Source organism: Nocardia sp. 852002-51101_SCH5132738 (assembly GCF_001665695.1).
GTDB classification, from domain to species: domain Bacteria; phylum Actinomycetota; class Actinomycetes; order Mycobacteriales; family Mycobacteriaceae; genus Nocardia; species Nocardia nova.
This window is the reverse complement of the sequence record NZ_LZML01000023.1, coordinates 71,636-97,386: the sequence shown is the minus strand read 5'-3', so window position 1 is coordinate 97,386 and position 25,751 is coordinate 71,636. Positions and strand designations below refer to the sequence as shown.

General features: G+C 67.6%; 17 protein-coding genes, 2 tRNA genes and 1 pseudogene. 8 read left to right on the top strand and 12 right to left on the bottom strand.

All coding sequences use genetic code 11. The features are described from left to right. Positions 1 to 11 precede the first annotated feature (11 nt). The gene (locus A5789_RS03035) at positions 12 to 452 is read left to right on the top strand and encodes a DUF1931 family protein (RefSeq protein WP_193615585.1); all 441 of its coding nucleotides are present in this window, start codon (positions 12 to 14) and stop codon (positions 450 to 452) included. 238 nt (positions 453 to 690) lie between these two features. Here the strand turns inward: A5789_RS03035 and A5789_RS03030 are convergent, their stop codons facing one another. After that, entirely contained in the window at positions 691 to 1,722 is a 1,032-nt protein-coding gene (locus A5789_RS03030) for a hypothetical protein (RefSeq protein ID WP_064906412.1), read from the bottom strand. Positions 1,723 to 2,386: 664 nt separating this feature from the next. Here A5789_RS03030 and A5789_RS03025 point away from each other — a divergent pair. Then, a pseudogene (locus A5789_RS03025) lies at positions 2,387 to 3,929 on the top strand (aldehyde dehydrogenase family protein). Between the two features lie 1,378 nt (positions 3,930 to 5,307). Here the strand turns inward: A5789_RS03025 and A5789_RS03020 are convergent. Beyond that, positions 5,308 to 5,691 (bottom strand): DoxX family protein, encoded by a 384-nt coding sequence (locus A5789_RS03020; RefSeq protein WP_064906477.1) that lies wholly within the window; start codon positions 5,689 to 5,691, stop codon positions 5,308 to 5,310. Positions 5,692 to 5,974: 283 nt separating this feature from the next. Continuing rightward, positions 5,975 to 6,056, bottom strand: a tRNA-Leu gene (locus tag A5789_RS03015). A 383-nt stretch (positions 6,057 to 6,439) separates the two neighbouring features. On the opposite strand from A5789_RS03015, the gene A5789_RS03010 reads away from it, so the two are divergent. Together A5789_RS03010 and A5789_RS03005 are read left to right on the top strand one after the other, a co-directional pair. Further along, positions 6,440 to 15,787 carry a type I polyketide synthase gene (locus tag A5789_RS03010; protein WP_064906413.1) on the top strand — a complete coding sequence of 3,116 codons (9,348 nt, stop codon included), beginning with the start codon at positions 6,440 to 6,442 and terminating at the stop codon, positions 15,785 to 15,787. 86 nt (positions 15,788 to 15,873) lie between these two features. Continuing rightward, positions 15,874 to 16,299, top strand: a complete 426-nt coding sequence (locus A5789_RS03005; RefSeq protein WP_030517926.1) for a holo-ACP synthase — start codon at positions 15,874 to 15,876, stop codon at positions 16,297 to 16,299. Between the two features lie 143 nt (positions 16,300 to 16,442). On the opposite strand, the gene A5789_RS03000 is transcribed toward A5789_RS03005, so the two are convergent. Further along, positions 16,443 to 17,072 (bottom strand): TetR/AcrR family transcriptional regulator, encoded by a 630-nt coding sequence (locus A5789_RS03000; protein ID WP_228793832.1) that lies wholly within the window; start codon positions 17,070 to 17,072, stop codon positions 16,443 to 16,445. A 328-nt stretch (positions 17,073 to 17,400) separates the two neighbouring features. On the opposite strand from A5789_RS03000, the gene A5789_RS02995 reads away from it, so the two are divergent. Beyond that, a complete protein-coding gene (locus tag A5789_RS02995; RefSeq protein WP_156747649.1) occupies positions 17,401 to 18,678 on the top strand; it encodes a hypothetical protein in 1,278 nt (425 codons plus the stop codon). 77 nt (positions 18,679 to 18,755) lie between these two features. Here A5789_RS02995 and bcp read toward each other — a convergent pair whose 3' ends face one another. Further along, positions 18,756 to 19,229, bottom strand: a complete 474-nt coding sequence (bcp, locus tag A5789_RS02990) for a thioredoxin-dependent thiol peroxidase (protein WP_064906415.1) — start codon at positions 19,227 to 19,229, stop codon at positions 18,756 to 18,758. 100 nt (positions 19,230 to 19,329) lie between these two features. Here bcp and A5789_RS02985 point away from each other — a divergent pair, with 100 nt between their 5' ends. Beyond that, the gene (locus A5789_RS02985; protein ID WP_030517930.1) at positions 19,330 to 19,554 is read left to right on the top strand and encodes a DUF3618 domain-containing protein; all 225 of its coding nucleotides are present in this window, start codon (positions 19,330 to 19,332) and stop codon (positions 19,552 to 19,554) included. A 77-nt stretch (positions 19,555 to 19,631) separates the two neighbouring features. On the opposite strand, the gene A5789_RS02980 is transcribed toward A5789_RS02985, so the two are convergent. After that, on the bottom strand, positions 19,632 to 19,946 hold the full coding sequence (locus A5789_RS02980; RefSeq protein ID WP_063015339.1) for an excalibur calcium-binding domain-containing protein: 315 nt from the start codon (positions 19,944 to 19,946) through the stop codon (positions 19,632 to 19,634). A gap of 128 nt (positions 19,947 to 20,074) precedes the next feature. After that, positions 20,075 to 21,052, bottom strand: a complete 978-nt coding sequence (locus tag A5789_RS02975) for a pirin family protein (protein WP_064906417.1) — start codon at positions 21,050 to 21,052, stop codon at positions 20,075 to 20,077. A 59-nt stretch (positions 21,053 to 21,111) separates the two neighbouring features. Here A5789_RS02975 and A5789_RS02970 point away from each other — a divergent pair, with 59 nt between their 5' ends. Further along, the gene (locus tag A5789_RS02970; RefSeq protein WP_064906419.1) at positions 21,112 to 21,603 is read left to right on the top strand and encodes a MarR family winged helix-turn-helix transcriptional regulator; all 492 of its coding nucleotides are present in this window, start codon (positions 21,112 to 21,114) and stop codon (positions 21,601 to 21,603) included. Positions 21,604 to 21,699: 96 nt separating this feature from the next. Here the strand turns inward: A5789_RS02970 and A5789_RS02965 are convergent, their stop codons facing one another. The 4 genes from A5789_RS02965 to A5789_RS02950 all read right to left on the bottom strand — a co-directional run bounded on the left by A5789_RS02965 (position 21,700) and on the right by A5789_RS02950 (position 24,466). Beyond that, a complete protein-coding gene (locus A5789_RS02965; RefSeq protein ID WP_063015342.1) occupies positions 21,700 to 22,740 on the bottom strand; it encodes a crotonase/enoyl-CoA hydratase family protein in 1,041 nt (346 codons plus the stop codon). 105 nt (positions 22,741 to 22,845) lie between these two features. Next, positions 22,846 to 23,184 carry a hypothetical protein gene (locus tag A5789_RS02960; protein ID WP_030517823.1) on the bottom strand — a complete coding sequence of 113 codons (339 nt, stop codon included), beginning with the start codon at positions 23,182 to 23,184 and terminating at the stop codon, positions 22,846 to 22,848. Between the two features lie 148 nt (positions 23,185 to 23,332). Continuing rightward, entirely contained in the window at positions 23,333 to 23,776 is a 444-nt protein-coding gene (locus tag A5789_RS02955; protein ID WP_064927116.1) for a YbaB/EbfC family nucleoid-associated protein, read from the bottom strand. 102 nt (positions 23,777 to 23,878) lie between these two features. Then, the gene (locus A5789_RS02950; protein ID WP_197516542.1) at positions 23,879 to 24,466 is read right to left on the bottom strand and encodes an XRE family transcriptional regulator; all 588 of its coding nucleotides are present in this window, start codon (positions 24,464 to 24,466) and stop codon (positions 23,879 to 23,881) included. 132 nt (positions 24,467 to 24,598) lie between these two features. Here A5789_RS02950 and A5789_RS02945 point away from each other — a divergent pair, with 132 nt between their 5' ends. After that, positions 24,599 to 25,417 carry an MBL fold metallo-hydrolase gene (locus tag A5789_RS02945; RefSeq protein WP_064906424.1) on the top strand — a complete coding sequence of 273 codons (819 nt, stop codon included), beginning with the start codon at positions 24,599 to 24,601 and terminating at the stop codon, positions 25,415 to 25,417. A 140-nt stretch (positions 25,418 to 25,557) separates the two neighbouring features. On the opposite strand, the gene A5789_RS02940 is transcribed toward A5789_RS02945, so the two are convergent. Beyond that, positions 25,558 to 25,630 (bottom strand) — tRNA-Lys (locus tag A5789_RS02940). Between the last annotated feature and the right edge of the window lie 121 nt (positions 25,631 to 25,751).

The window sequence follows — 25,751 nt, the reverse complement described above, 5'->3', positions numbered from 1 at the left end:
ACATGCCAGTGATGGGTACCGTGAAATTCCAGCAACTCTTCCGAGCAGCGGCCGGCCTGCAAGTCGACCGGAACGACCTCAAACGCTATACGGATTTCATCGACGACAAGATCTACGATCTCATCCTCATCGGCAAGGCTTCGGCCAAGGCAAACCTGCGGGACGTGATCGAACCGTGGGACCTGCCGATCACCAAGGGACTGCAGGAGAGCATCCACCGGTTCGAAAAACTCGACCAGCAAATCGAACTACAGGCTCTGCTCGACCAACTGACGGCCCGGCCGCCGTTGGACATGGCCCTCTCCGAGGCGACCGAGCAGCGACTGCCGCTGATCGCCGGAGGCTTGAGCGTGGCGCTGGCGCACACGTTCGTCACGATCGAGCCGAACCGTAAGAACCCCGGTACCGCCGAATGGAACGTCGCCTTCGACATCTTCCACCTCCTGCTCTGACCACCGCCCCGCCCGGCGAACCAGAGAGTGCACCGTCGCTGGCCTGCGACGGCACGTGCGTTGTGGAACCGCTTGCGCGGCAATGTATTCAACTTGCAACGTCCGCCGGCAAGATCGGCTGATTCTCGCCACCTCGGTGAAGATAGGTGGCGATGCGCTGGTTGGCAGGCCATGCGCGACGCGGTCAGAGCTGGTTCGTCGCGTTCGGGCTCAACCGATTCGCCAGTGGAAGTGGTCGTCAGTCCGTGTGGCCGAATCGCCGGCGTTGCCGAGCCCCGTAGGCCGCCGCCTTCACGGCCTCGTGGTCCTCCATACCCGACCCCAGCGCACCGCCCAGGGTGGCCACGGCGGCGACCAGCCAGGCCATCAGCAGCAGCGTCGCCAAACCCGCGGGGCGGCCGGCGTTTTCGGTGACCATCTGCGGCGGGATCGTCCACCAGGCGGTCAGCATCAGCAGGATGAACAGCGCGGCGTGGAAGACGACGACGCCGATCGTCAGGGTGATCACGGTCGATGCGTTGTACAGCGCCGCGCGCTCTCGTTCGCTCCTCGAGTGCGGGCGTTCCCAGAGATTGTGTTCGATGATGAGCCAGGCGATCAGCGCCGCGCTCGCCAGGGCCGTTGCCGCGCTCAATCGCCACGGGCCCATCGTGGCCGACAGTCGCCACATCGTCCCATAGGCGAGGCTCACAGCCCCGGTGGCGAAGGCCGCCATCATCACCTTCGACATGCCGGTCACCAATCGCCATGGCCGATTGGCGTAGACCATGCCAGCGAGCAGCCGCAGACGAGACAGGACCGACGGTGCGAGATAGTGGACGACATCGCCGTCCTGCACCCGATTCAACCGCTCGATCTCAGCGTCCTGTGGGCTCGACCGGCTCGTCATCTCGGCCACGACCGCTCGCGCCAAGTCCCGCACCCGGCGCTGAATGAACGCACCACCCAGACCGGGGATGGAGATCACTGCGCACCGGTCCGGCACACTGACGTCGGCCAGTACCGGCGTCGTTCCCTGCCGCCGGGGCAGATCGGTGAGGTAGATGACGACGTCCTCGGTCTCGCCACCCGGGTCGATGGCGTCGACGACCTCCGAGAACTCGGTGTGCTCGTCGATGGGGTAAGCGTGACATCGCACCGACACACCCCGAGGGTCGGGGGCGGCCCCGTCGGTCCGCTCATTCGAGAGCGAATCGGACAGATGCTCGGCGATCGCCGCCGGCGCTCCGGGATCGGCGATCAGCAGAATTGACGACTGTTCCCCTGCCATAGGCCCGGCCTACCCTCGCCGCGGGCGGCCAAACGCGTCCGGTTTCCACGCGCACGCGAAACCTTCACGGCAACGGCTCGCCATCGAGGCGTAGGCCGCGCAGAGGGCTTCAGACAACGACGATCACGTGGCTGTCCATTCCTGCTGCAGCGCAACACAACTCGCAGGACCTGACCGGCGAATCACGACGTTCTCGCGACGGAAACCGACGACCGCGAGGCATGAGAAAGTCAACTGGATCTCCCATCGCGCGAACGCAACGACTGGCTCCTTGCCGCCGGCTGCGCACCCCTACCCGGGCCTTGCTCAACGGGCCCGCGTTCTCGCACATCCCGCAATCCTTGCAGGCGCTGGACTCCCATGATCCGCTTCCCGTGATCGACCGCGGCTGGAACCTGCCACTCACCAATCATGCTGTGCGCAGCCTGGTTCGGGCATTCCCGAACACGAACACGTGCGCGGTGCGCCGACCAACATCTTCCGAGCCGGCTCACGAGCGGTCGCTCCGGCGACAGCCTGATCTACGTCCTGGTCGATAACCCAGGTGCCCCGACTCGATCGCGAACGGGCATAAAAGACGCAACTGGATAGCAACGTCGCGCTCTGTAGCTTCGTGACCGTCGCCACATCCGGGCGGATCCGACAGAACTATGGAGTATCACTGATGACCGTCTACGCAGCACCCGGACAGCCCAACTCGTTGGTCACCGTTGACAGCCGGTACGGCCATTACATCGGTGGCCAGTGGGTCGCTCCGATCAAGGGCAACTATTTCGAGAACATCTCGCCGGTAAATGGCAAGCCCTTCACCGAGGTCGCGCGCGGCACCGAGGAGGACATCAACGCCGCCCTCGACGCCGCCCATGCCGCCGCACCCGCATGGGGTAAGACGTCGACGACTGAGCGTGCCAACATCCTTCTGAAGATCGCCGACCGGATGGAGGCCAATCTCACTGCGATCGCTGTTGCGGAGACCTGGGATAACGGCAAGCCGATCCGCGAAACCCTCGCCGCCGACATCCCGCTCGCGATCGACCACTGGCGCTACTTCGCCGGCGTGCTGCGTGCCCAGGAGGGCGGTATTTCGGAGATCGACAAGCACACGGTCGCCTACCACTTCCACGAGCCGCTGGGCGTGGTCGGCCAGATCATCCCGTGGAACTTCCCGCTGCTGATGGCCGTGTGGAAGCTCGCCCCGGCATTGGCCGCGGGCAACTGCGTGGTCCTGAAGCCAGCTGAGCAGACCCCGTGGTCGGTCTTGAAGCTGGTCGAGTTGATCGGCGACCTGCTGCCGGCCGGTGTGGTGAACGTGGTCAACGGCTTCGGTGTCGAGGCCGGCAAGCCGCTCGCGTCGTCGCCGCGCGTCGCGAAGGTCGCATTTACGGGAGAGACTACGACTGGCCGGCTGATCATGCAGTACGCCAGCGAGAACATCATCCCTGTCACCCTCGAGCTTGGGGGGCAAGAGCCCGAACATTTTCTTCGAATCCGTTGCGTCCCAGCGTGACAACTACTACGACAAGACCCTCGAGGGCTTCACCATGCTCGAGGGCTTCACCATGTTCGCCCTTAACCAGGGCGAGGTTTGCACCTGCCCCTCGCGGGCCCTCGTGCAGCGCAGCATCTACTCCGACTTCCTCGCGGACGCCCTCGCCCGCGTCCACCAGATCAAGCAGGGCAACCCCCTCGACGACACCACTATGATCGGCGCCCAGGCCTCCAACGATCAGCTCGAAAAGATCCTGTCCTACATCGATATCGGCCGCAAAGAGGGCGCCAAGCTGCTCACCGGCGGAGAGCGCAACATCCTCGAGGGGGACCTCGCCGAGGGTTACTACGTGCAACCGACCGTATTCGAAGGCGACAACTCGATGCGGATTTTCCAGGAGGAGATTTTCGGCCCCGTGGTGTCGGTGACGTCGTTCGACGATGAGGCCGACGCCCTCAAGATCGCCAACGACACCCGCTACGGCCTCGGTGCCGGCGTGTGGAGCCGCGACGGAGCGCAGGCATTCCGAGCCGGCCGGGAGATCCAGGCCGGCCGCGTCTGGACGAACACGTACCACCAGTACCCGGCGCACGCCGCGTTCGGTGGCTACAAGCAGTCCGGCATCGGTCGCGAGACACACAAGATGATGCTCGACCACTATCAGCAGACTAAGAACCTGCTTGTGTCCTACGACGACAACGCGCTCGGATTCTTCTGAGCCGATGACAACGAGCTCGACGCTGCGCTCATCGCTGCGTGCCTTTGCTAATACCGCGTGCTCAGCTCACTCCCATCGCCGCCGCATCGGCGGTATGGAACTATGTTCGGCAAGTCTGGGAAGACGCCATCCATGAGGGGATCTGACACATCCCAAAACGCGATACAGCATGCTGTGACGAGCGGCGGATTCGTTTATCGCAGGGCCGGTTTGCTCAGAGCGCGGCATGGCACAGTCGCGGCCCAAATTCGTCACCGCGGTTTCATCGCTGATCCAGACCTCAACCATCGCTTCGGCGTCGCACTGCCGAGGTAGTGGGCTCCGCGCCGATGACTGACAGCAGGATCAGGATCCGGAGCGAGGGTCAGCGGAACCTAAGAATGAAGACTCCGCAGAACGTGGATCGTCGTGATGGCGAGTGCGCCGGGGCTCCGGCGCCAGTGGACAGCGGTGTGCCGCTCACTAACCCGGCGTCCACCCCCCGTGGACGAGGGCACTGAATGAGCAGATGTTCCGCGATGAGATCGAAGTGACCCCACATCTTGGTCCTGCTCTTCGGGTCGCCCTGTGCCCGTGGCGGTCAGTGGCCACGGTCGTCTCGGTGTCTCCTCGGTCGTCGACGCCGTCGCGGCGGTGGTGGCGATCCGGGCTGTCGCGGAGCCGGGCATCTGGAGTTGATGGACAACGCGCCATCGTGGCTGTCAACGCGATGACTCGCATAGGAATCGACGACACCGCCGGTGCGCTATTGCTGATCCGGTGTGACGGCCCGGCCGCCGAGGTCGGGGCCGAACGCTGCGAACAGGGATGCTGCGAACAGGGATGCTGCGGCGTGGGTGCCCGGGTGGTGGTTCGCCTGACCACCGACCTCGAAATTCGAACGGTTCGGAAGCTGTGCTCGAGGTCGCTTCCGGTGTTCGAGCGGCGCTCGAACACCAAGGCGCACACGCCAGGCAAGTTTGCCGGGAATCTGTGTGCGAGGAGTGTTCCAGACACACTCTTCCGGCAAATTTGCCTTGAATGAGTGGTTGAGCGGTGCGCGAGGGGGGACTCGTTTCCCTCGATACGGCAGATTTACCTAAACCATGTGTTCAACACGATCTAACATAGGCTAACTCGCAACAGTTTTCAACGACGCCACGATGCGCATTGACGGTAACTCTTTGCATCCCAGCGTCTTTGATTGGTTCGCAAACGATGACGCTCGGGTTGGTTGCTCCGCTTGGCCGTCAACTGGAATCTGGTAACGGTGGCTTCTGTGTGCGCGGGAAGCGCACCTCTCGGACTGAATGTGATGGCTTGTGTGTCTGAACCGTCACGGGTAAGGGACCGGCTTCGGGTTTAGACCAGCGCCGGTCGACGTGTCGGGACAGTCCGGTCAGCTGGCGAAAGGCTCGATGACGAATCGGCCGTACGCGACGAAGGCGGCGATGGCGAAGTAGACGGCGTCCCCGGCCACGAGCTTGAACTGGCCGAGACGGCCGCGGGTGATCATCGCGCCGGTCAGGAGCAGGACCCAGCCCACGGCGGTGACCGGGACCATGACCAGTGCGGTGTCGAGCACGGCAGGCAGGATCAGGCCGAGGACGGACAGCAGTTCCACGCAACCGAGAGCCTTGAGGAAGCTGGCGCTGACGTCGTTGGTCCATTCCCCGCCCGGCTGTGCGGCCAGCTTCTCCTTGGGCAAGAAGGTCTTGCTGATGCCGCTGCCGAGGGCGACCAGGGCAAGTAGTCCGGCGGCAATCCAGAGTGCGATGTTCACGGGGCGCTCCATGCGATGTCCAACTGGCCCGGGCGATTCCCGGAGGCCATGCGGCCTCAAGACACCACGCAGCCGACGGTTGTGACATCGCGTGAGCCAGATCACTAGCGCCCGGCGGGGCGCGGCCACCATCGCCGAAGCGAGGTCGAGGTGAACCACGTTGTCTGCCAACATCAGACGCGCCGAACCAAGAGCGAACCCCGGATTTGCCGGGAATCGGTGTTCGAGTGGTCGCCCAAACACGCGTTTCCAGCAAACGTGCCAGGTTTGTGTGTTCGAGCGGTGCGCGAGGGGGGACTTGAACCCCCACGTCCGAGGACACTGGAACCTAAATCCAGCGCGTCTGCCAATTCCGCCACTCGCGCGTGATGGTACGACCGTCCAAACTCTACCGGCCCGGGCGCGGATCGCGAAGCCACGCGGGGGTGTCGTGTACCCGCGGGTAACACGAACTGGGATTATAACGATTTGGCAACTCCCAATATGAGGAACCCTCAACTTTCTGACTTCCGAGTAACGCTGCCACCTGGGACTTCAAACATGAGGGAGGGTCATGTTTGGCGTTGTTCTTGTACGGCCGTACCGAAATACTCGACGGTAGGGGCGCGGGGGCCGGGGAAACGTGAGGCTTTCCTCATGATTTTGTGCGAACCTGAGGCTTCGTCAGGTCCTCAGGGGTGAGGGACGCCTGTGCACGCAAGAGCGGGCCCCGCGGGGTGAGCCGCCACGAGAAGGAAGTCGATACGTCTTGACGATCAACGAACGCACCGGGACCGGAACGAACGCGAAGGTCGCTGGGGGAGTTTCGGATACGGGTATCAAGTCGTCGCTGCTGGATCGCCTGCTCGGTGGTGAGAAGTACGCGCTGGCCTTCGGTGGCCAGGGTGCGCAGTGGCTGCGGGAGCTGGAGGAGATCGGACGCGACAGTGCGCTCGAGCCCGAGTTGACCGCGCTCGTGCACGAAGCGGATGCGCGGCTGGAACCGGTGGCGGCGCAGCTGCTGGTGGTCCGGCCCGTCGGCTTCGATCCGATCGCGTGGATGCTCGAGGACGAGCTCGCCGACGGCGAGGAAGGCGAGGAGTCGGCGGCGCCGTCCGCGCAGGCGCTGCGTTCCGCGGCGGTCTCGATGCCGGGCGTCTTCCTCGCGCAGGTCGCCGCACTGCGGGCGCTGCGGATGCAGGGACTGGATCCGGCCGAGCAGGCGCCGACCGGCATCATCGGTCACTCCCAGGGCCTGCTCGCCGCCGAGGCCGCGACCGCGCAGGGTGCGCGTGACGCGGAACTGCTCGCACTGGCCCAATTGATCGGCGCGGCGGCCACACTGGTCGCGCGCCGGCGCGGTCTCATTCCGGTCGGCGACAAATCGCCGATGGTCGCGGTGTCCAATGTCGACCCCGACGAGCTGCGCGCGGTCGTGGCCGAGGTCTCGGAAGGTGTGGACCCGAACATCGCCGCGGTGGTGTCGATTCGCAACGGCCGCCGACGCGCGGTGCTGTCGGGCACCGTGGCCCAGTTGGAGCGGGTGCGGCAGCGCTGCACCGAGATCAACGCCGAGCAGAGCCGCGATCGCGATGCCAAGAAGCGCGGCGGCTCGGTGTTCGCCCCGGTCTTCGAGGACGTCCAGGTCGAGGTCGCTTTCCATCACCCCGCGCTGGCCGAGACCGTCGAGCTGGTGTCGGCCTGGGCCGCGCAGTGCGAGATCGACACCGAACTTGCCGCGCAGCTGGCCCGCAGCATTCTGGTCGACCCGGTGGACTGGGTGCAGATCGTCGACGACACCGTTTCCGGTGGCGCGCAATGGATTCTGGATATCGGCCCGGGTGATCTGCTGAGCCGCTTGACCCAGGGGTCGCTCAAGGGCACCGGCGTGGGCATCGTCGCGGCCGCGACCCGGCCCGGTCAGCGCAGTCTCTTCACCCCGGGCGCGGCTCCGCAGGTCGCCCCGTCCTGGGATGCGTTCGCGCCCAAGCCGATTCGTCTCCCCAACGGCCGGATCGTGGTCGAAACCGCCTTCACTCGCCTGACCGGCCGGTCGCCGATTCTGCTGGCCGGTATGACCCCGACCACCGTCGACGCGAAAATCGTTGCCGCCGCGGCGAATGCGGGTCACTGGGCCGAGCTGGCCGGTGGCGGCCAGGTGACCGAGCAGATCTTCGCCGATCGGGTCGCCGAGCTGAAGACCCTGCTGCAGCCCGGCCGGGCCGTGCAGTTCAACTCGCTGTTCCTCGACCCCTACCTGTGGAAGTTGCAGCTGGGCGGCAAGCGGCTGGTGCAGCGCTCCCGCACGGCCGGCGCCCCGTTCGACGGCGTGGTCGTGACAGCGGGCATCCCCGAACTCGACGAGGCCGTGGCGCTGATCGCCGAACTGACCGAGGTCGGCATCACCCACGTCGCGTTCAAGCCCGGTACCGTCGCGCAGATCCGCGCGGTGCTGCGCATCGCCGACGAGGTGCCGGACTACCCGGTGATCATGCACATCGAGGGCGGTCGCGCGGGCGGCCACCACTCCTGGGAGGACCTCGACGACCTGCTGCTCGAGACCTACGCCGAACTGCGCAACCGCGCGAACGTCGTGGTCTGCGTCGGTGGCGGCATCGGCACCCCGGAGCGGGCCACCGAATACCTCACCGGCGAATGGTCGGTTTCCCACGGCTACCCGACGATGCCGCTGGACGGCGTGCTGGTCGGCACCGCGGCCATGGCCACCCTGGAGGCCACCACCGCACCCGAGGTCAAGCAGCTGCTGGTCGACACCCCCGGTACCCCCGACTGGGTCGCCGCCGGGACCGCCACCGGCGGAATGGCTTCCGGCCGTAGCCAATTGGGCGCCGACATCCACGAGATCGACAACTCCGCCTCGCGGACCGGGCGCCTGCTCGACGAGGTCGCCGGTGACGCCGAGGCCGTGGCCGCGCGCCGCGACGAGATCATCGAGGCGCTCGACCGCACCGCCAAGCCGTACTTCGGCGATGTCGCCGGTATGACCTACCTGCGCTGGCTGGAGCGCTACGTCGAGCTGGCCGCACTGCTGCCCGAGCACCAGCGCGCCGGTCGCGACGGCTTCGACTGTGGCACCGACCTCGGCGACGCGATCGCCGACGCCACCCGCTCGGTCTGGGCCGACGTCACCTGGCGGGATCGGTTCGCCGAGATGGTGCGGCGCGCCGAGGGCCGCCTCAACCCCGCCGACCGCGGCCGCATCCCGACCCTGTTCGACGACGACAGCGTCTTCGAACGGCCGGTGCACGTGATCTGCACGCTGAAGGAGCACTACCCGGCCGCCGCCGAGACCGTCCTGCACCCGGCCGATGTGCCGTTCTTCGTCTCGCTGTGCAAGACCCCGGGCAAGCCGGTCAACTTCGTGCCGGTCGTCGACGCCGACGTGCGCCGGTGGTGGCGCTCGGACTCGCTGTGGCAGGCCCACGACCCGCGCTACGCCGCCGACCAGGTATGCGTGATCCCCGGCACCGTCGCGGTCGCCGGCATCACCCGCGTCGACGAGCCGGTCGGTGAACTGCTCGACCGCTTCGAACAGGACACCGCCTACACGCTGATCCGCGGCGGCGTCACCCCCGCCGCCGTCGACGGGCGCCGCCGCGCCGACATCGGTTCCGGCGCCATCGACGTCGTGCTTGCCGCGCCCGACGTGCAGTGGGCCGGGCGCACCACCGCCAACCCGGTGCACCGGCTCGGCGATCTGCACGAGTGGATCGTCGACCCTCAGGGCGCGGTGCACCGGCCGACCGGCGCCACCCTGGTTCCGGCTACCGGCCCCGACGCCGACAACGCCTACGTGGAACTGGCCGTCCCGCTGTCGCCGGCGAACGAGGTCCGGATCCGGATCACGGTTCCCGCTTCGGTCTACAACGGTGGCGCGCCGGTGGTGACCGAAGACGATGCCGAGACCGCGATGTCGGCCCTGCTGGCCGTGGCTGCCGGGCAGGCGCTGCCGGAAGTCAAGTCCGCCAACGGCTCTTACGTCGCACACGTCAACCTCGCCTGGACGCCCGATATGGTCGCCGACCACGCCGGTGTGACCGGCTCGGGTCTGCCGGAGGGCCTCAGCACCATCGGCCGCCGGGTTCCCGACGTGCTGGTCGGCGCGTGCTGGCCGGCCGTATTCGCCGTGCTGGGCGCGAGCCGCGCAGAGGGCGAGAACGGAAGCGTCAGCAGTGTTATCGAGGGCATGCTGGATCTGGTGCACCTGGACCACCAGGTCGACCTGGTGCGTGAGCTGCCCGGTGATCCGGCGGTGCTCAGCGTTCGCGCGGAATCCGCGTCGGTGGTCGACACCGATCTGGGGCGCGTCGTCGAGGTGCGGGTCACCGTCGGGGTCATGCGCGATCACGGTCTGGAGACGCCGACCGTCGCAACGCTGGTGGAACGCTTCGCGATTCGCGGCCGCAACGGCGGCAACGAGCTCACCGATCCGCCGCGCGCGGCCGGGACCGTGTCCGAGGAGGCCACCGAAACCCCGCGCCGCCGTCGTCGCGACGTCACGCTCACCGCGCCGCGGGCCATGGCCGCCTTCGCCGAGGTCTCCGGCGACCACAACCCCATCCACACCAGCAACGCCGCCGCGAAACTCGCGGGCCTGGGCAGCCCGATCGTGCACGGCATGTGGCTGTCGGCCGCTGCCCAGCACGCGGTGTCGGCCGTGGATCCCGAATCTCCGCTGCCCGCACGCACTGTCACCGCCTGGACCACCCGGTTCCTCGGAATGGTCCGGCCGGGCGCGCAGATCGATGTGCGCGTCGAGCGGATCGCCGTCGACCGCGGCTGCGAGATCGTCGAGGTGTCCTGCCGGACCGGCGGTGATCTGGTGATGACCGCAACCGCCCGGCTCGCGGCTCCCAAGACCGTCTACGCCTTCCCCGGTCAGGGCATCCAGACCAAGGGGATGGGCCTGGACGCCCGGTCGCGGTCGAAGGCCGCCAAGCAGGTGTGGGATCGCGCCGACAAGCACACCCGGGAAGCTCTGGGCTTCTCGATCCTCGCCGTGGTGCGCGACAACCCGACCTACCTCAAGGCGCGGGGCGTGGAATACCGTCACCCGCAGGGTGTTCTGCATCTGACCCAGTTCACTCAGGTCGCGATGGCCACCCTGGGCGTGGCTCAGGTCGCCGAACTGCGCGAGGCCGGTGCGTTCGTCGAGGGCGCGATGCTGGCCGGCCACTCCGTCGGTGAGTACAACGCGCTGGCCGCGGTGGCCGGTGTGCTGCCGCTGGAAGCCGTGCTCGAGGTCGTGTTCCAGCGTGGCTCGGCCATGCACGAGCTGGTGCCCCGGGATGCGCAGGGCCGCAGCGACTATCGGATGGCCGCCATTCGCCCGTCGCAGATCGGGCTGCCCGACGCCGAGGTGATCGACTTCGTCGCCGGCGTCGGCGAGCGCGTCGGCGAGTTCCTCGAGGTGGTGAACCTGAACCTGCGCGGTTCGCAGTACGCGATCGCCGGTACGGTCGCCGGGCTCGAGGAGCTGGAAGCCGAAATCGAGCGTCGCCGTGCGGAATTCGGCGGTAAGCGTGCCTTCGTGCTGGTGCCGGGCATCGACGTACCGTTCCACTCGACGGTGCTGCGCAAGGGCGTGCCCGAGTTCCGGAACAAGCTCGAGGAGCTGCTGCCGGAGAACCTGCATCCGGAAATCCTTGCCGGGCGCTACATTCCGAACCTGGTGCCGCGGCCGTTCTCGCTGGAGCGCGACTTCATCGCCGAGATCGCCGACTACGTGCCGTCGGAGCCGCTGCGCTCGGTACTCGACGACTTCGAGTCGTGGTCCGCGCGTCCGGAAGAATTGTGCCGGGTGGTGCTGATCGAGCTGCTGGCCTGGCAGTTCGCCAGCCCGGTGCGCTGGATCGAGACCCAGGATCTGCTGTTCGGCGACACCGGACGCGGTGGCCTCGGCGTGGAGCGGTTCGTCGAGATCGGCCTGGCGGCGACGCCGACCGTGGCGAACCTGGCGAGCAACACCCTGAAGTTGCCGCAGTACTCCGCCACCAAGGTCGAGGTGCTCAACATCGAGCGCGAGGCCGGCGTGGTGTACTCCACCGACACCGATCCGGCGCCGGTCGACGAGCCGGAAGAGGCTGTGGCCGAAGCGGTTCCGGCCGAGACGGCCGCTGCGGCCGCCCCGGCACCGGCTCCGGTCGCCGCTGCCGGTGGTCCTCGCCCCGACGACCTCACCTTCACCGCCGCCGACGCCACCCGCGTGCTGATCGCGCTGTGGACCAAGCTGCGGCTGGACCAGATCGGTCCCGTGGACACCATCGAGGCGCTGTGCGACGGTGTCTCCTCGCGGCGCAACCAGCTGCTGGTCGACCTCGGCTCCGAACTGTCGCTGGGTGCGATCGACGGCGCCGCGGATGCCGATATGGGCGCCCTCTCGGTCACCGTCGACCGCCTGGCCCGCACCTACAAGCCGTTCGGCTCGGTGCTGTCCGACGCCATCGGTGATCACCTGCGCAAGGTGTTCGGTCCCTCGGGCAAGCGCCCCGCGGCGATCACCGATCGCGTGAAGAAGGTGTGGCAGCTCGGCGACGGCTGGGCCCACCACGTCACCGCCGAGGTGTCGCTCGGCACCCGTGAGGGCACCAGCGTGCGCGGCGGGGATCTCGGTGGCCTGGTCTCCGGCGCGCTGAGCGACGGCGCCGCGGTGGATGCCGCGATCGACGCCGCGGTGCAGGCCGTGGCCGCCCGCCGCGGAATCAGCGTCGCGCTGCCGGCCGCCGGTGGTGGCGGTGGCGCCACGGTCGACGCGGCCGCTCTCGGTGAATTCACCGAGCAGATCACCGGTCGCGACGGTGTGCTGGCGACCGCCGCCCGGGTGGTGCTCGAGCAGCTGGGGCTCACCGACCAGGTGTCGGCGCCGGAGGCGAGCGACGAATCGCTGGTCGACCTGGTCTCGGCCGAATTGGGTTCGGACTGGCCGCGTTTGGTGGCTCCGGCCTTCGACGCCCGGAAGGCCGTGCTGATCGACGACCGCTGGGCCACCGCCCGCGAGGATCTGGCCACGCTGTGGGTGGGTGGCTCGGGCGAGGACACGGTCGACAGTTTCGTCGGAGCCGGTAAGGCCGTTGCGGCACAGGCGCAGTGGTGGCGCAAACTCGCCATGGGCGAAGCGCGTTCGGTGCTGGCCCGGACCTATGAACGGATCGCCGAGGCGGCCGTGAGCACCGACGAGGGTGTCTGGTCCGCCGATACCGCGGTGATCACGGGCGCGAGCAAGGGGTCCATCGCGGCCTCGATCGCGGGCCGGCTGCTCGCCGGCGGCGCGACCGTCATCCTCACCACATCAAAGCTCGACGACGACCGCCTCGCCTTCTACAAGCAGCTCTACCGCGAGCACGCTCGTGCGGGGGCCGCGCTGTGGGTGGTGCCGGCGAATATGGCCTCCTACTCCGATATCGACGCGCTGATCGACTGGGTCGGCAACGAGCAGACCGACAACGCCGGCGGCGCGAAGGTTCTCGTGAAGCCCGCGATGACCCCGACGCTGCTGCTGCCGTTCGCCGCCCCGCGGGTGGCCGGCGATCTGGCCGATGCCGGGGCGCGCGCCGAAATGGAGATGCGGGTCCTGCTGTGGTCGGTGGAACGTCTGATCGGCGGTCTGTCCGCCCTCGGCGCCGACCACGACGTGGACGCGAAACTGCATGTGGTGCTTCCGGGTTCGCCCAACCGCGGCATGTTCGGCGGCGACGGCGCCTACGGCGAGTCGAAGGCCGCGCTGGACGCGGTGATCGCCAAGTGGCGGGTCGAGAAGTCGTGGGCGCAGCGGGTCACCCTGGTCCACGCGATGATCGGCTGGGTGCGCGGCACCGGCCTGATGGGTCATAACGATCCGCTGGTCGCGGCCGTCGAGAAGGCCGGCGTGCACACCTGGTCCACCCAGGAGATGGCCGACGAGCTGCTCAAGTGGTGCACGTCGCGGGCCCGCGCCGTCACCGCCACCGGACCGCAACAGATCGACCTCACCGGCGGCCTGGCCGGTGCGAAGCTGGACCTGTCGGCCCTGGCCGAGGACGTCGAGCGCGAGCCGGAGGCGATCGCCGACGAGCGGGCGACGGTCCCGGCGCTGCCGGTGCCGCCAACGCTCACCTCGGCGCTGCCGACTCCCGAATGGGGCGCTGTCACCGCCGATCTCGCCGATATGGTCGTGATCGTCGGCGCCGGTGAGCTCGGTCCCTACGGTTCCGCGCGCACGCGCTTCGAGATGGAGGTCGCCGACGAACTGTCCGCAGCCGGCGTCCTGGAGCTGGCGTGGACCACCGGTCTGGTCACCTGGGAGAACGACCCGAAGCCGGGCTGGTACGACGCCGAGAGCGGCGAATACGTCGAGGAATCGGAGCTGGCCGAGCGCTACCACGACGCGGTGGTGCAGCGCTGTGGCATCCGCCGCTACGGCGACGACGGTTCCATGATCGACAACGCGGCGCCGCTGCTCACCTCGGTCTTCCTCGACCGGGATCTGAGCTTTGTGGTCAACAGCGAGGCCGAGGCGCGCGCGTTCTACGCCGCCGATCCGGAGCACACCGTGATCAGCCCCGTCGCCGAGTCGAGCGACTGGCAGGTGATTCGCCAGGCGGGCACCGAGATTCGGGTGCCGCGCAAGGCGAAGCTGTCGCGCACCGTCGGCGGTCAGATCCCCGAGGGCTGGGATCCGACCCGCTGGGGCATCTCGCCGGATATGGCGAGTTCGGTGGACCGGGTGGCGCTGTGGAACATCGTCTGCACCGTGGACGCGTTCCTGTCCAGCGGCTTCAGCCCCGCCGAGCTGATGAGCTGGGTGCACCCGGCGATGGTGACCAACACCCAGGGCACCGGTATGGGCGGCATGTCCTCGATGCGCTCGCTCTACATCGACAACCTGCTCGGTGAGCCGCGGGCCAACGACATCCTGCAGGAGGCGTTGCCGAACGTCGCACTGGCGCACGTGGTTCAGTCCTACGTCGGCAGCTACGGCGGCATGATCCATCCGGTCGCGGCGTGTGCGACCGCGGCGGTGTCGGTCGAGGAGGGTGTCGACAAGATCCGTCTCGGCAAGGCCGAGGTCGTGGTCGCCGGCGGTTACGACGATCTCGGTATCGAGGGCATCGTCGGCTTCGGTGACATGTCGGCGACCGCGGATTCTGCGGCCATGAGCGCCAAGGGCATCAGCGACCGCTACTTCTCCCGGGCCAACGACCGGCGTCGCGGCGGATTCATCGAATCCCAGGGTGGCGGAACGGTTCTGCTGGCCCGCGGTGACATCGCCGCGGAGTTCGGCCTGCCGGTTCTCGGTGTGGTCGCGTTCGCGCAGTCCTTCGCCGACGGCGTGCACACCTCGATCCCGGCTCCCGGACTGGGCGCGCTCGGCGCGGGTCGCGGTGGTGCGGAATCACGGCTGGCCGCCGAACTGCGCAAGCTGGGCGTGACCCCGGACGAGATCGCGGTGATCTCCAAGCACGACACCTCCACCGCCGCCAACGATCCCAACGAATCGGAGCTGCACGAGCGGCTGGCCGGCGCGCTGGGACGGTCCGAAGGCGCTCCGATGTTCGTGATTTCGCAGAAGTCGCTGACCGGTCACGCCAAGGGCGGTGCGGCCGCCTTCCAGCTGATCGGGCTGTGCCAGGTGCTGGAGCAGGGTGTGATTCCGCCGAACCGCAGCCTCGACTGCGTCGACGAGAAGATGGCCGAGTACCCGCACCTGGTGTGGCCGCGGCAGCCGCTGCGGTTCGGGGATCGGTTCGCGCTCAAGGCCGGTCTGGTGACCTCGCTCGGATTCGGGCACGTCTCCGGTCTGCTGGCGGTCGTGCATCCGCAGGCCTTCGTCGAGGCGCTCGATCCGCAGCGTCGCGACGACTACCTGCGCCGCGCCGAGGAACGCCGGCTCGCCGGGCGTCAGCGGCTGGTCGAGGCGATGTGCGGTGGGGAACCGCTGTACGAGCGGCCCGCCGACCGCCGTCTCGGCGGCGACGGCACTCCGGCCAAGCAGATCCGTCAGCTCGAGGCCGACGTGCTGCTCTCGGCGGAGGCCCGCCTGGGCGCCGAGGGGCTGTATCTGGCCCACGGCTCCTGCGGCACAGGCGAACTGGCCGGTAACCGGGAGGCCGAGAAGTAGGGAGATCGGCCCCGGGAAGTAACAACTCCCGGGTAACGATCCGCCGATACCGATGATGGCCCGCCGAATCCGTAGGCTGCGGATTCATGACCATCCTCGGTATCGGCTTGGATCTGGTGACCATCTCCGATTTCGCCGAACAGCTCGAACGGGCCGGAACCACTATGCTCCGGGAGAGTTTCACCGCGGGTGAGCGGCGTTACTGTCAGAGCAAGGGCACCGATCCGGCCCGCAGTTTCGCGGCGCGGTGGGCGGCCAAGGAGGCCGTGCTCAAAGCATGGGCCACCTCGCGGTTCGCGCGCCGCCCGCAGATCGGTGACAACCCGTATCCGCTCATCGAAGTGGTGAACGACGCCTGGGGCCGGCCCAGCATCAAATTGCACGGGCTGGCAGCGGAATTCCTGCCGCGGGTGCGGGTTCACCTGTCGATCACGCACGACGGCGATACGGCCGCCGCGATGGTCGTCCTCGAGGATCCGGGCGAATTGGCCGATCTGATCGAAAACCCCTGAGGCGGTAGGGCTCCGGCACCCCCAGTCGGCCCGTCGCTCCTGCGAAGGCCGGAACCGGCGACGTCTCGCTCACACGTCGCCGGTTCCGCCCTTCGTCGGAGCGACGGAAAGCCCTGTCGGCGACAGGTGCGGATCGCGCGCGATCAGGTCGTCGTATCGCGTTGTCCGGTGCGCGATTCCTTCTCCGCGATCAACAGGTACGCGACCATGAGCCGCTTGAGTTCGGCCACGGCCGCCTCGTGGCTGAGCCCGTCCTGTACCGAGAAATTCAGCATCGAATACACCACGTGCACCAGCACCTGCGCCATCATCGAGCGGCGCCCGCGCGGGGTGCGCGGCATCAGCGGCCGCAGCATCTGCTGCACCGCCTCGGCGAATTCCTTCTCGTGGATGGCACCGGTGGCGCGGGTCGACGGGGTCGACTGCATGGCCAGCCACACCTCGCGCCGCGACGGATCGGTCATCCACAGTTCCGCGAGGTGGTCGACGAGTTTGTTCATATGCCGCAACCAGTCCATCGACGGAATTTCGCCGTGGAAGTCGGCCAGCTCCTGGGAAACGGCCACCAGATCCTGCCGATTCAATTCGCAGACGATGACGTATTTGTTGGCGAAGAACTGATACAGCGTGCCGATCGGCACCTCGGCGCGGGCGGCGACTTCCTCGCACGTGAACGATTCGAATCCGACCTCGACCAATAGTTCGCGCGACGATTGCAGCAGCGCATCGAATTTGCGCTTGCTACGTTCCTGGGTGGGCCGCCGGCGCGGCATCAACTCCTGCGGGTCGTCCTGCAGCTCCAACGCCGGATCAGGACGCCGGTTCGACCTCGGTGCCGTGCGCGCTTCCACCACATCCACCAGGCTAGCGGTAGCGACACGCGGATGACACACGGTGCCGACTTCTGTACCCGCGATTCGGTCCGATTCATAACCCATCCAAGCCGAATGTGGTGACGAACACATACCGAGTAGATCTACATCGGCGGGGGTGGGTCGATTTTCGATCATTCCCGCTGCGGCGTTGAACCGCTGCTCGGCGCAGCTTCTCCGGCGCGGTTCCTGCACACGGAAGGCCTGATCTGTGGTGGTTCGACCTGTGGTGACTCTCGGTGCTTCGATCGCTCGCGACTGCGTGGACGCGGTGGCCCTGCGCGAGGGAAGTGCGAAACTGACCGACCGGGTGCTCGCGCACCACGTGGCCGAACTGGGCGCCGCGTCGCCGGCCGGATTGCCCGGACTGATCGAAGCGCTGCTCGACGGGCTCGCCGCGCGGGTCGGCGCGGAGTACGAGATCGCCGGGGCGGCCGTGACCTATCGCGATGCCGCGGGCCGGCGGGCGGTCGTCACCGGCCTGGCTTCCGGGCCGTGGTACGAGGCCTCGCTGGTCTCGGCCAAGTCGGCGCATCTGGCACTGGCCCGCGCGATGACCTGGGCGAGCGAATTCGACCACCTGCTGATCTGCGAGCTGACCCCGGGATACCAAGGCTTCTCGCTGATTTCGCCGCATCGCGACCGCGTGGTCGCGGCCACCGCGACCGCCGCCGGCTTCGTCTCCGAGGATTCGCTGCGGCCGGGCATCGCCGCCGCCTGGGATCAGCTGGATGCGGCCGGTGTGCGGCCCAGCGCGGTCGTCGCGATCGGTTCGGAGGCAGAGCAGCCGGGGCTCGCCGCGGTGTTGTCGGCGGGGTTCAACGCGCCGGTGATTCCGTGCGCGGTGGCGGAGGCCGGGTCGGCGATCGGTGCGGCACTCGTGGTGCAGCCGGAGGCGTTCGTCGCGGGAACGGGGGAACGCGCACGGGTATCACGCAATTCGGTCGCGGTCGTCGCCGCGGCGAGCGTGCTGGCCGGCGGTCTGACCATCGGCGGCGTGCACGAGCTCACCGATCATCCGCGCTCGGATGCCACCACCCGCCTCGCCGACGCCCGCAACGCGCAGCCGAGCCGGGGGCCGCGCCACGCACGACCGGAACCGGGTCTGCCGGCGGTGGATTCGATTCCGGAATTGCCGGTCGACGGTCCCGCCGATCGGCCGTCATCGGGTCCGCGGCATGCCGCACCGGATCCGTCCGACGCCGATCCGGCCGCGGCGGGCTGGGGTCCGGACGGTTCGTCCTGGCTGGGCGTGCGCGGTTCGGATCCGGCGAGTGAGCCGAAGCGCCTGACCAAGGAGGCGCCGCAGCCGGATTCGGCGCAACCGCAGACGAAGTCGGTGATCCCCGCTCCGACCGAACCGGTCGGAGCGCCCAACGGCTCGCTGCTGTTTCCGGGCGAGCCGGCGCCGCCACAGCTCGGTACCGCCGAATTCACCGAGTGGTGGGACAACCACTGGCGGCTGACGCTGCGCTGGATGGTCGCGATGATGCCCCAGCGCGACTGAACAGCCGCGAAAACACCCGCGAGGGGGCCCGGGACGATCGTCGCGGGCCCCCTCGCCTCGTCTACGGCCGGTCCGCGCTACACCGACAGGTCGCGGCGCAGCTTCGCCACATGTCCCGTCGCGCGCACGTTGTACTGCGCCACCTGGATGACGCCCTGCTCGTCCACCAGGAAGGTGGAGCGGATGACGCCGGTGATGCGCTTTCCGTACATCGTCTTCTCACCGTAGGCGCCCCATGCCTGGAGCACTTCGCGGTCCGGATCGGAGAGCAGCGGGAAGGTCAGTTTCTCGTTGTCCCGGAATTTCGCCAGCTTGGCCGGTTTGTCGGGCGAAATACCGATGACGTCGAGGCCGGCCTCGTTCAGCTCGGTCAGGTTGTCGCGGAAGTCGCACGCCTGCTTGGTGCAGCCGGGCGTGCTGGCGGCCGGGTAGAAGTAGACGATCACCTTGCGGCCTCGGTAGTCCGCCAGCGACACCGGCTTACCGTCGGCGTCGGGAAGCGTGAAATCCGGCGCGGGATCGCCGGGGCCGAGTTTTTTGGTATCGGTCATGCCAGCACGGTAGCCCACCGATGTGACAACGGACGCGACATCGGGGGCGGCGGATAGACTCGACGCCCAGCGACCTACCGGAACGACAACAGGAGACAATGTGGCGAGGGATACCGAGCACATCGAGCGGGAGATCGAAGCCGCGCGCAATCGGCTCGCGGGCACACTCGACGAGCTCGCGGTGCGGGCGGACCCGCAGCGGATCGCCGACAACACGAAGAGGGCCGTGGTGGCGAAGGTGAACGAGCCGAAGGTGAAGTACAGCCTGATCGGCGCGGGCGCCCTGGTCGGCGTGCTGGTGCTGATCAAGATCTTCCGCCGCTGACGCCGCAGAAACGACGGAACCCGGTGTGACACAGTGTCACACCGGGTTCTTTTCGTCTACGGCCAGTGCCGCGGAGATCAGACGGTCGGGCAGGCCATACCGGTGCCGTCGGGATCCAGGTGCGGCGAATAGCCGGGCTCACCACGGAACAGCGGGGCACGACCCGCCGCCCGGGCCTCGTCACAATTCTTGAACGTGCCTCCCGCCGAACCCGTCTGGGTCAGCCCCGCCGAGCCGGTGGCACCGATGGCATCGTCGATACCCGACGATCCGGTACCGGCGGAACCGGTGGGAACGAAACCGTCGGCCATGGCGGACGGGGCGGTGAGGACGATCGGGGCGGCGAGGGTGATCAAGCCCGCGCCGGTCACGATTAGCCTGCGAACGTTCATGTATTCCTCGATGTCAGCTGCGGTTGATACGGCGGACCGGCCGCACTCCCCGCGGTGGCAGGGCCGGAACCGCCGAGTCTACTGTTCTGATGGCGACCGCCGTTGTCAACCGCACGGCCGAGAGCCGCTTATTCACCCAGGCGGCGGCCCGTCATATGTTCCGCCGGAATATGTCCCATTCGCCCGGCCTCGAAATCCGTTATGGCGTCGATGATTTCCTGTTTGGAATTCATCACGAACGGCCCGTATTGCACGACCGGTTCACGAATGGGCGCGCCGCCCAGCAGTAGTACCTCGAATTGACCGGTGGGTCCGTCCTGGTGGTCGTCGGCGGTCAGCGCGACAGCCTCGCCGTGGCCGAGTACCGCCAGTTGCCCCTCGGTGAGGGTGCGGCCTTCGTCGCCGACGGTGCCGCTGCCGGCCAGCACGTACGCCATCGCGGTGAACTCCTGCGGCCACGGCGTTTCCAGCCGCGCGCCGGGGCTGATCGAGGCGTGCGCGTAGGCGATGGGCGTATAGGTCGAGCCGGGACCCTCGTATCCGCCGACATTTCCGGCGATGATGCGCACGAGTGCGCCGCCGTCGTGGGAGGTGACCAGTGTCAATTCGCTCGCGCGCAGATCCTGGTAGCGCGGGTCCGCCATTTTCAGCGACCGCGGCAGGTTGACCCACAGCTGCACGCCGTGGAAGACGCCGCCGGAGATCACCAGGTCCTCGGCGGGAAGTTCGTCGTGCAGGATGCCCGAGCCGGCGGTCATCCATTGGGTGTCGCCCTCGGCGATCGTTCCGCCGCCGCCGTTGGAATCGTGGTGGACCATGGTGCCGTCGATCATGTACGTGACGGTTTCGAAACCGCGGTGCGGATGCCAGGGGGCGCCCTTGGCCTGGTAGGGCTCGTAGGCGACCGGGCCCATGTGGTCGAGCAGGATGAACGGATCCGCGGTGCGCACATCGAGGCTCGGGAAGGGCCGGCGCACCTCGAATCCGGCGCCCTCGAGTTGTTTGTGGGCGGTGGTCACGGTCCGGACCGGCCGCTGCCGCATGGTCTGCTCCGGTCGGGGCAGTCGCGGCAGCACCAGGATGTCGTCGACGGTGATCGCGGGCATGGTGTCCTCCTAGGCCGGTTGGTGTCCATGTCAACCAATTACTCGGTAGGATCATTCCCATGGTGCGGTGGCTGGACGAACAGGAGCAACGGACCTGGTCCGCGTACATCCGGCTGCGTCAGCGCCTCGACGCCGCGATGGCCGCCGGACTCGCGAGCGACGGCCTGTCGGTCTCCGACTACGAAATTCTGGTGGCACTGTCCGACGCGCGCGAGGGGAGTGTGCGTGCCCGCGACCTCGCCGCGCAGATCTGCTGGGACAAGAGCCGGCTGTCGAAGCATCTGGCGCGGATGGGCAAGCGCGGGCTGGTGGTGCGAAGTCCGGCCGCCGACGATGCGCGCGGCCGGCTGATCTGTCTCACCGACTCCGGTCGCCGGGCGCTCGAAAAGGCCGCGCCCCGGCATGTCGAATTGGTGCGGCGGCTGTTCGTCGACCAGCTGACCGACGCGGAGGCGCGGGCGTTGCGATCGCTGGCGGACAAGGTGAGCGCGCGTGCCGAGAGCGAATCGGATGTGCCGTCGGCGATCGGTGGCGCTGCGCACGCGGATTGAGGCGCACGCCGGACGGTCGTCCGAGTTTCCGATACCGAGGCTCCGAAGTCGTCGCGGCCGGTTCGATGCTCGGGTTGTTTCGTCTAGGGCGCGGATTCACCTGTCTTCGACGCCATCCGACCGGTCGAATTGCGCCCGCTTCCAGTCGCCGAACGGTTCGTCGCGTTCACGCACCGCTTCCCGGAAGCCGACTGTGGCCGAGCGCAATTGGAACGCATAGCCTTCGCGCGTGTGCCGGGAGACGCCGTCGAAGACGGTGCTCACCATTCCCGAATTCGCGACGCCCTGGGCCAGCAGTGAGCTGTTGAGTGCCAATTTCGCCATAATCAGCTGATTGATCGGCATGCGCGAAATCCGTTCCAGCAGTTGCTCGGTGCGTTCGTCGAGCTCGTCCGCCGGACAGGACTCCACGGCCAGGCCCCACTCCTCGGCCTGCTTGCCGCTGAGGCAGTCGCCGGTGAACAGCAACCGCTTGGCGCGCTGGTCGCCGAGCCGGTGCGCCCACATACCGGCCGCCGGAATGCCCCACACGCGTGTGGGTGGGTAGCCGATCTTGGTGTCGTCGGCGCAGATGATCTGATCGCAGAACAGGGCGATATCCGTCCCGCCGGCGACGGCGAATCCGTGCAGTTTGGCGACCGTCGGCTTGTTCGCGTGCAGCAGGCTGGAGAAGCCGCGGTTGAACCGGCTCATCATCTGATAGTCGACCATGGGATCCCAAGTGCCCCAAGGGTTGTGGTTGCGCGCCTGCACCACCGGGTCGAGAACGGTCCCGGTCGTGGGCTGGGCCGACACGGTGGGGGACAGGCCGTTCTCCGCGAAGATCGAGAGGTCGTAGCCGCCGCAGAATCCCTTGCCGCGCCCGGAAACCACCATCACGTGCACGCGCGGATCCAGATCCGCGCGCTCGACCGCGTGCGCGAGTTCGATCGGAGTATCGGCGGTGATGGCATTGCCGTGCTCGGGCCGGTCGAAGGTGATGCGTGCGATCCGGCCGGTCACCTCGTAGGTGAGGGTGCGGTAGGCCGGGCCCTGCTCCGGTTCGGGTCGGTCGGCGAACAGCGAGTCCTCGCCGCTGGTCAGGTCCTCGCGCCAGGCCGCGGGCCGGGTGCCGGAGTGGTGCGCGTCGTCGGTCACCCAAGAAGTGAACTCCAGTTCACTTCTTGCTGTCAAGGGTGCCGCCGGTTGCCGATCGAGGGAGGAAGTAGGGGTTGCGGCGTGCGAGCGCGTCGGACCGGTGGTTCAGGGGGCCGGTTTTCCGTCGTCGGCGAGCCAGGGCGTCACCGGCGGCTTGATCCACAGGATCTTCTCGTCCGTGTGATCACGTTGTGCGGCAGGATGATTCGGGTTGCGGGCGGCCCACCCGTCCTTCTCGTCGAGCAGCCGCGCGACCAGCGCCCACGTTTCGTCGGTGCTGGGCGGATTGGTATCGGCGGCCCGCGCGAGTTTGCGGCGCGTGGCTGCCGGGATCGTCGCGAGTTCGGCGCCGGAGATTCCGCGCTGCCACAGATAGGCCGCGAGCCGTCGCGCCTTCTCGGCGCGGCCCTTACTGGCGTGGTCGGTATGTGCGTAGTCGGCCAAATCGGTTCCCGATCGCGAGCGAATTGCCCACGAGCCTAGCCACGTCCCCGCCGAGCCGATTCAGAGGATCCACTCCGGTCGACAGTCGGCATGATCGGTCCAGCGCACTTGTGAGCCGGTCACCGGTTCCGTGGTCTGCCGGACTCGGCTACGGCGAAGTCCCGCCCGCCGACGTGTCGGTTCCCCGGAAGAATTCGCGGATGTCCCGGAGCATCGGCGATTCATCCAGGATGTCGGGGAGGTCGGGTTGGTCGTCCAGGTCGGCCGCGACCGACGCCGCGGCGGCCTCGCTCTGCCTGCGAGCCCGGCGGGCGGCCTCCTGTGTCGCCTCCACGATGGTGCGGACGAGTTCCGCCGCCGGCTTGCGCAGCGCGGCGGCCGACAGCGACAGATCGGTGAGAACGCCGCCGGCGTCGACGGTCGCTGTGACCGAGCTGTCGGCGGAATCGGCTTGCACCCGAACGTTTTCCAGCCGCTGATTGATCTCCGCGAGCCGGGAGTGCTGTTGCTCGTAGGAATCGAGCAACCGCTCGACCTGGTTACGCAGTCCGCTGTTGGCCGACCGCAGGGCCTCCCGCCGCCACCGGTCCATATCGGTGTCCTCTCGTCGGCCGAACCGGGAGAGACGATTGTCCTCCACCCTGCGCGACAGGCCGGACGCTGCCTTCTCGGTGGTGGGAGGATCGGCGGCCGATCAGGTTCTGCGCGAGATGACCATGATGTATTCGCAGGGAGCGTTCGTCCGGTTGGCGAAGCCGTGGTCCGCGTCGGCCTGGAAGAACAGGGAGTCGCCCGTGTTCAGGGTTTCGCTGATCCCGCCGATCAACACGGTGAGGGCGCCGTCGAGCACCACGAGTTGCTTCTCGGTACCCGGCGGATACGCGGGCAGCAGCCCGGTGGAGACCTGTGCGGGGAGGTAGTGGACGATCATCTCGCCTGTTCCCGCGCCCGGAGCCGCGGACACCATGTGTCGTTCGAAGCCGGTTTCCGGGTCGCGGAAAACCGGGCGATCGCTCTTGCGCAGGACGACGGCCCCGCCGGATGCGGCAGCGGCCGACCCGCCGACCAGGTCCGAGAGCGACGCGTCGAGCGCGTGGGCGATTCTGGAGGCGACGCCGATCGTCGGGCTCTTCTCACCGCGTTCGACCTTGGACAGCATCGCCCGGCTGACCGACGACTGTGTCGACAACTGCTCCAGCGTCAGCCCCGCCTCCTCGCGGCGTCGCCGCACATTGCCGCCGAACACGCCGGCAGGGTCGTCATCGCGGTGTGGTCCGGTCACGTTTGCCTCTTGCTCGACCACCGTGCTCCTCGATCGATGGGTATCTCGCCGTGCACAGTGTATGTTTCTTCGATAGAAGAGTACATCTTCTATCGAAGATTTGCACGATCGGCGTGACACGACGGAGGTCTTATGCGTGTGGTTTCGAGTGGCAGGCTCCATGCCACGTTCGAATTCGGTGATCTGCAAGTGATTTCGCTGCGAGACGGATACATCGACATGCCGACGAGCCGGCTCCGCGACGAGAACGGGTGCCCGCTCGAGGAGCTGCCGGCCGCCGTGCCGCTGGTCGGCGACAATGTGAGGCTGGCGGTCAACGCCTTCTTCGTCACCGACGGCACGCGGTCGGTTCTCATCGACACCGGCGCGTCCGATGCGTGGCACGACCCCACCATGGGGTTGATCTACGACGCGCTCGACGAGGCGGGAATCGACCGGGCGCAGGTCACCGATGTGGCCATCACCCACAACCACGAAGACCACGTGAGCGGTCTGATTGCGCCGGACGGCACGGAGGCGTTCGCCGAACTCGAACGTGTGTGGATCGGCGCGGGCGACACGTCGGTGTTCACGGGTCGGCTGGCGCCGATCCGGGGCCGGGTCGTCCCCGTGTCGGAGAAAATCGCGATCAACGATTGGGTCACCGCGATCCCGACACCGGGTCACACCCCCGGTCACACCGTCTACGACGTCAGCAGTGGCATCGCCCACCTTCTCGTCTGGGGTGACACGGTCCACGTCCCGGCCCTCCAGTTCGATCGGCCGAAGGTCTCCTGGGAGCTCGACGGCAACCAGTCCCAGGCCCGCGCTGCGCGGGCGGCCCTCCTCGAACAACTGACCCGGCCACGTCATTTCGTCGCCGGCGCCCACCTCGACTCACCCGGCATCGCCCGCGTAACCCCCGCCGGCTTCGGTTACGCGCTGGAATATCTGGCACCACCGATCGGCTGATCGAGCCCGGCGTCTCGGGGCCGCAGCGCGGGTGCAACAGCGTGTGGAATCCCGTTGTGACCGACTGGAATTCGCGGATCGTCCGGACCGGAACGCAGAAGACCCCTGACCGGCAATCCTGGTCAGGGGTCTTCGTGGAGTGCGCCATCAGGGACTCGAACCCCGAACCCGCTGATTAAGAGTCAGCTGCTCTGCCAATTGAGCTAATGGCGCTTGGACCTCCGGATCGGGCTGTGGGCTCCGTTCCGGTGCGGGAGAAACCATAACAGTTGGGTGCGCGGAAAGTGAAATCGCCTGTTCAAAGGCTATTCGAGAAGGCATCGTGATCTTGGGT

Excerpts from the sequence above, each read along its gene's own strand:
- A5789_RS03035 (WP_193615585.1), top strand. The coding sequence starts at position 12 with ATGGGTACCGTGAAATTCCAGCAACTCTTCCGAGCAGCGGCCGGCCTG.
- A5789_RS03030 (WP_064906412.1), bottom strand. The coding sequence starts at position 1,722 with ATGGCAGGGGAACAGTCGTCAATTCTGCTGATCGCCGATCCCGGAGCG.
- A5789_RS03005 (WP_030517926.1), top strand. The coding sequence starts at position 15,874 with ATGACCATCCTCGGTATCGGCTTGGATCTGGTGACCATCTCCGATTTC.
- A5789_RS03000 (WP_228793832.1), bottom strand. The coding sequence starts at position 17,072 with ATGCCGCGCCGGCGGCCCACCCAGGAACGTAGCAAGCGCAAATTCGAT.
- bcp (WP_064906415.1), bottom strand. The coding sequence starts at position 19,229 with ATGACCGATACCAAAAAACTCGGCCCCGGCGATCCCGCGCCGGATTTC.
- A5789_RS02980 (WP_063015339.1), bottom strand. The coding sequence starts at position 19,946 with ATGAACGTTCGCAGGCTAATCGTGACCGGCGCGGGCTTGATCACCCTC.
- A5789_RS02975 (WP_064906417.1), bottom strand. The coding sequence starts at position 21,052 with ATGCCCGCGATCACCGTCGACGACATCCTGGTGCTGCCGCGACTGCCC.
- A5789_RS02970 (WP_064906419.1), top strand. The coding sequence starts at position 21,112 with ATGGTGCGGTGGCTGGACGAACAGGAGCAACGGACCTGGTCCGCGTAC.
- A5789_RS02955 (WP_064927116.1), bottom strand. The coding sequence starts at position 23,776 with ATGGACCGGTGGCGGCGGGAGGCCCTGCGGTCGGCCAACAGCGGACTG.
- A5789_RS02945 (WP_064906424.1), top strand. The coding sequence starts at position 24,599 with ATGCGTGTGGTTTCGAGTGGCAGGCTCCATGCCACGTTCGAATTCGGT.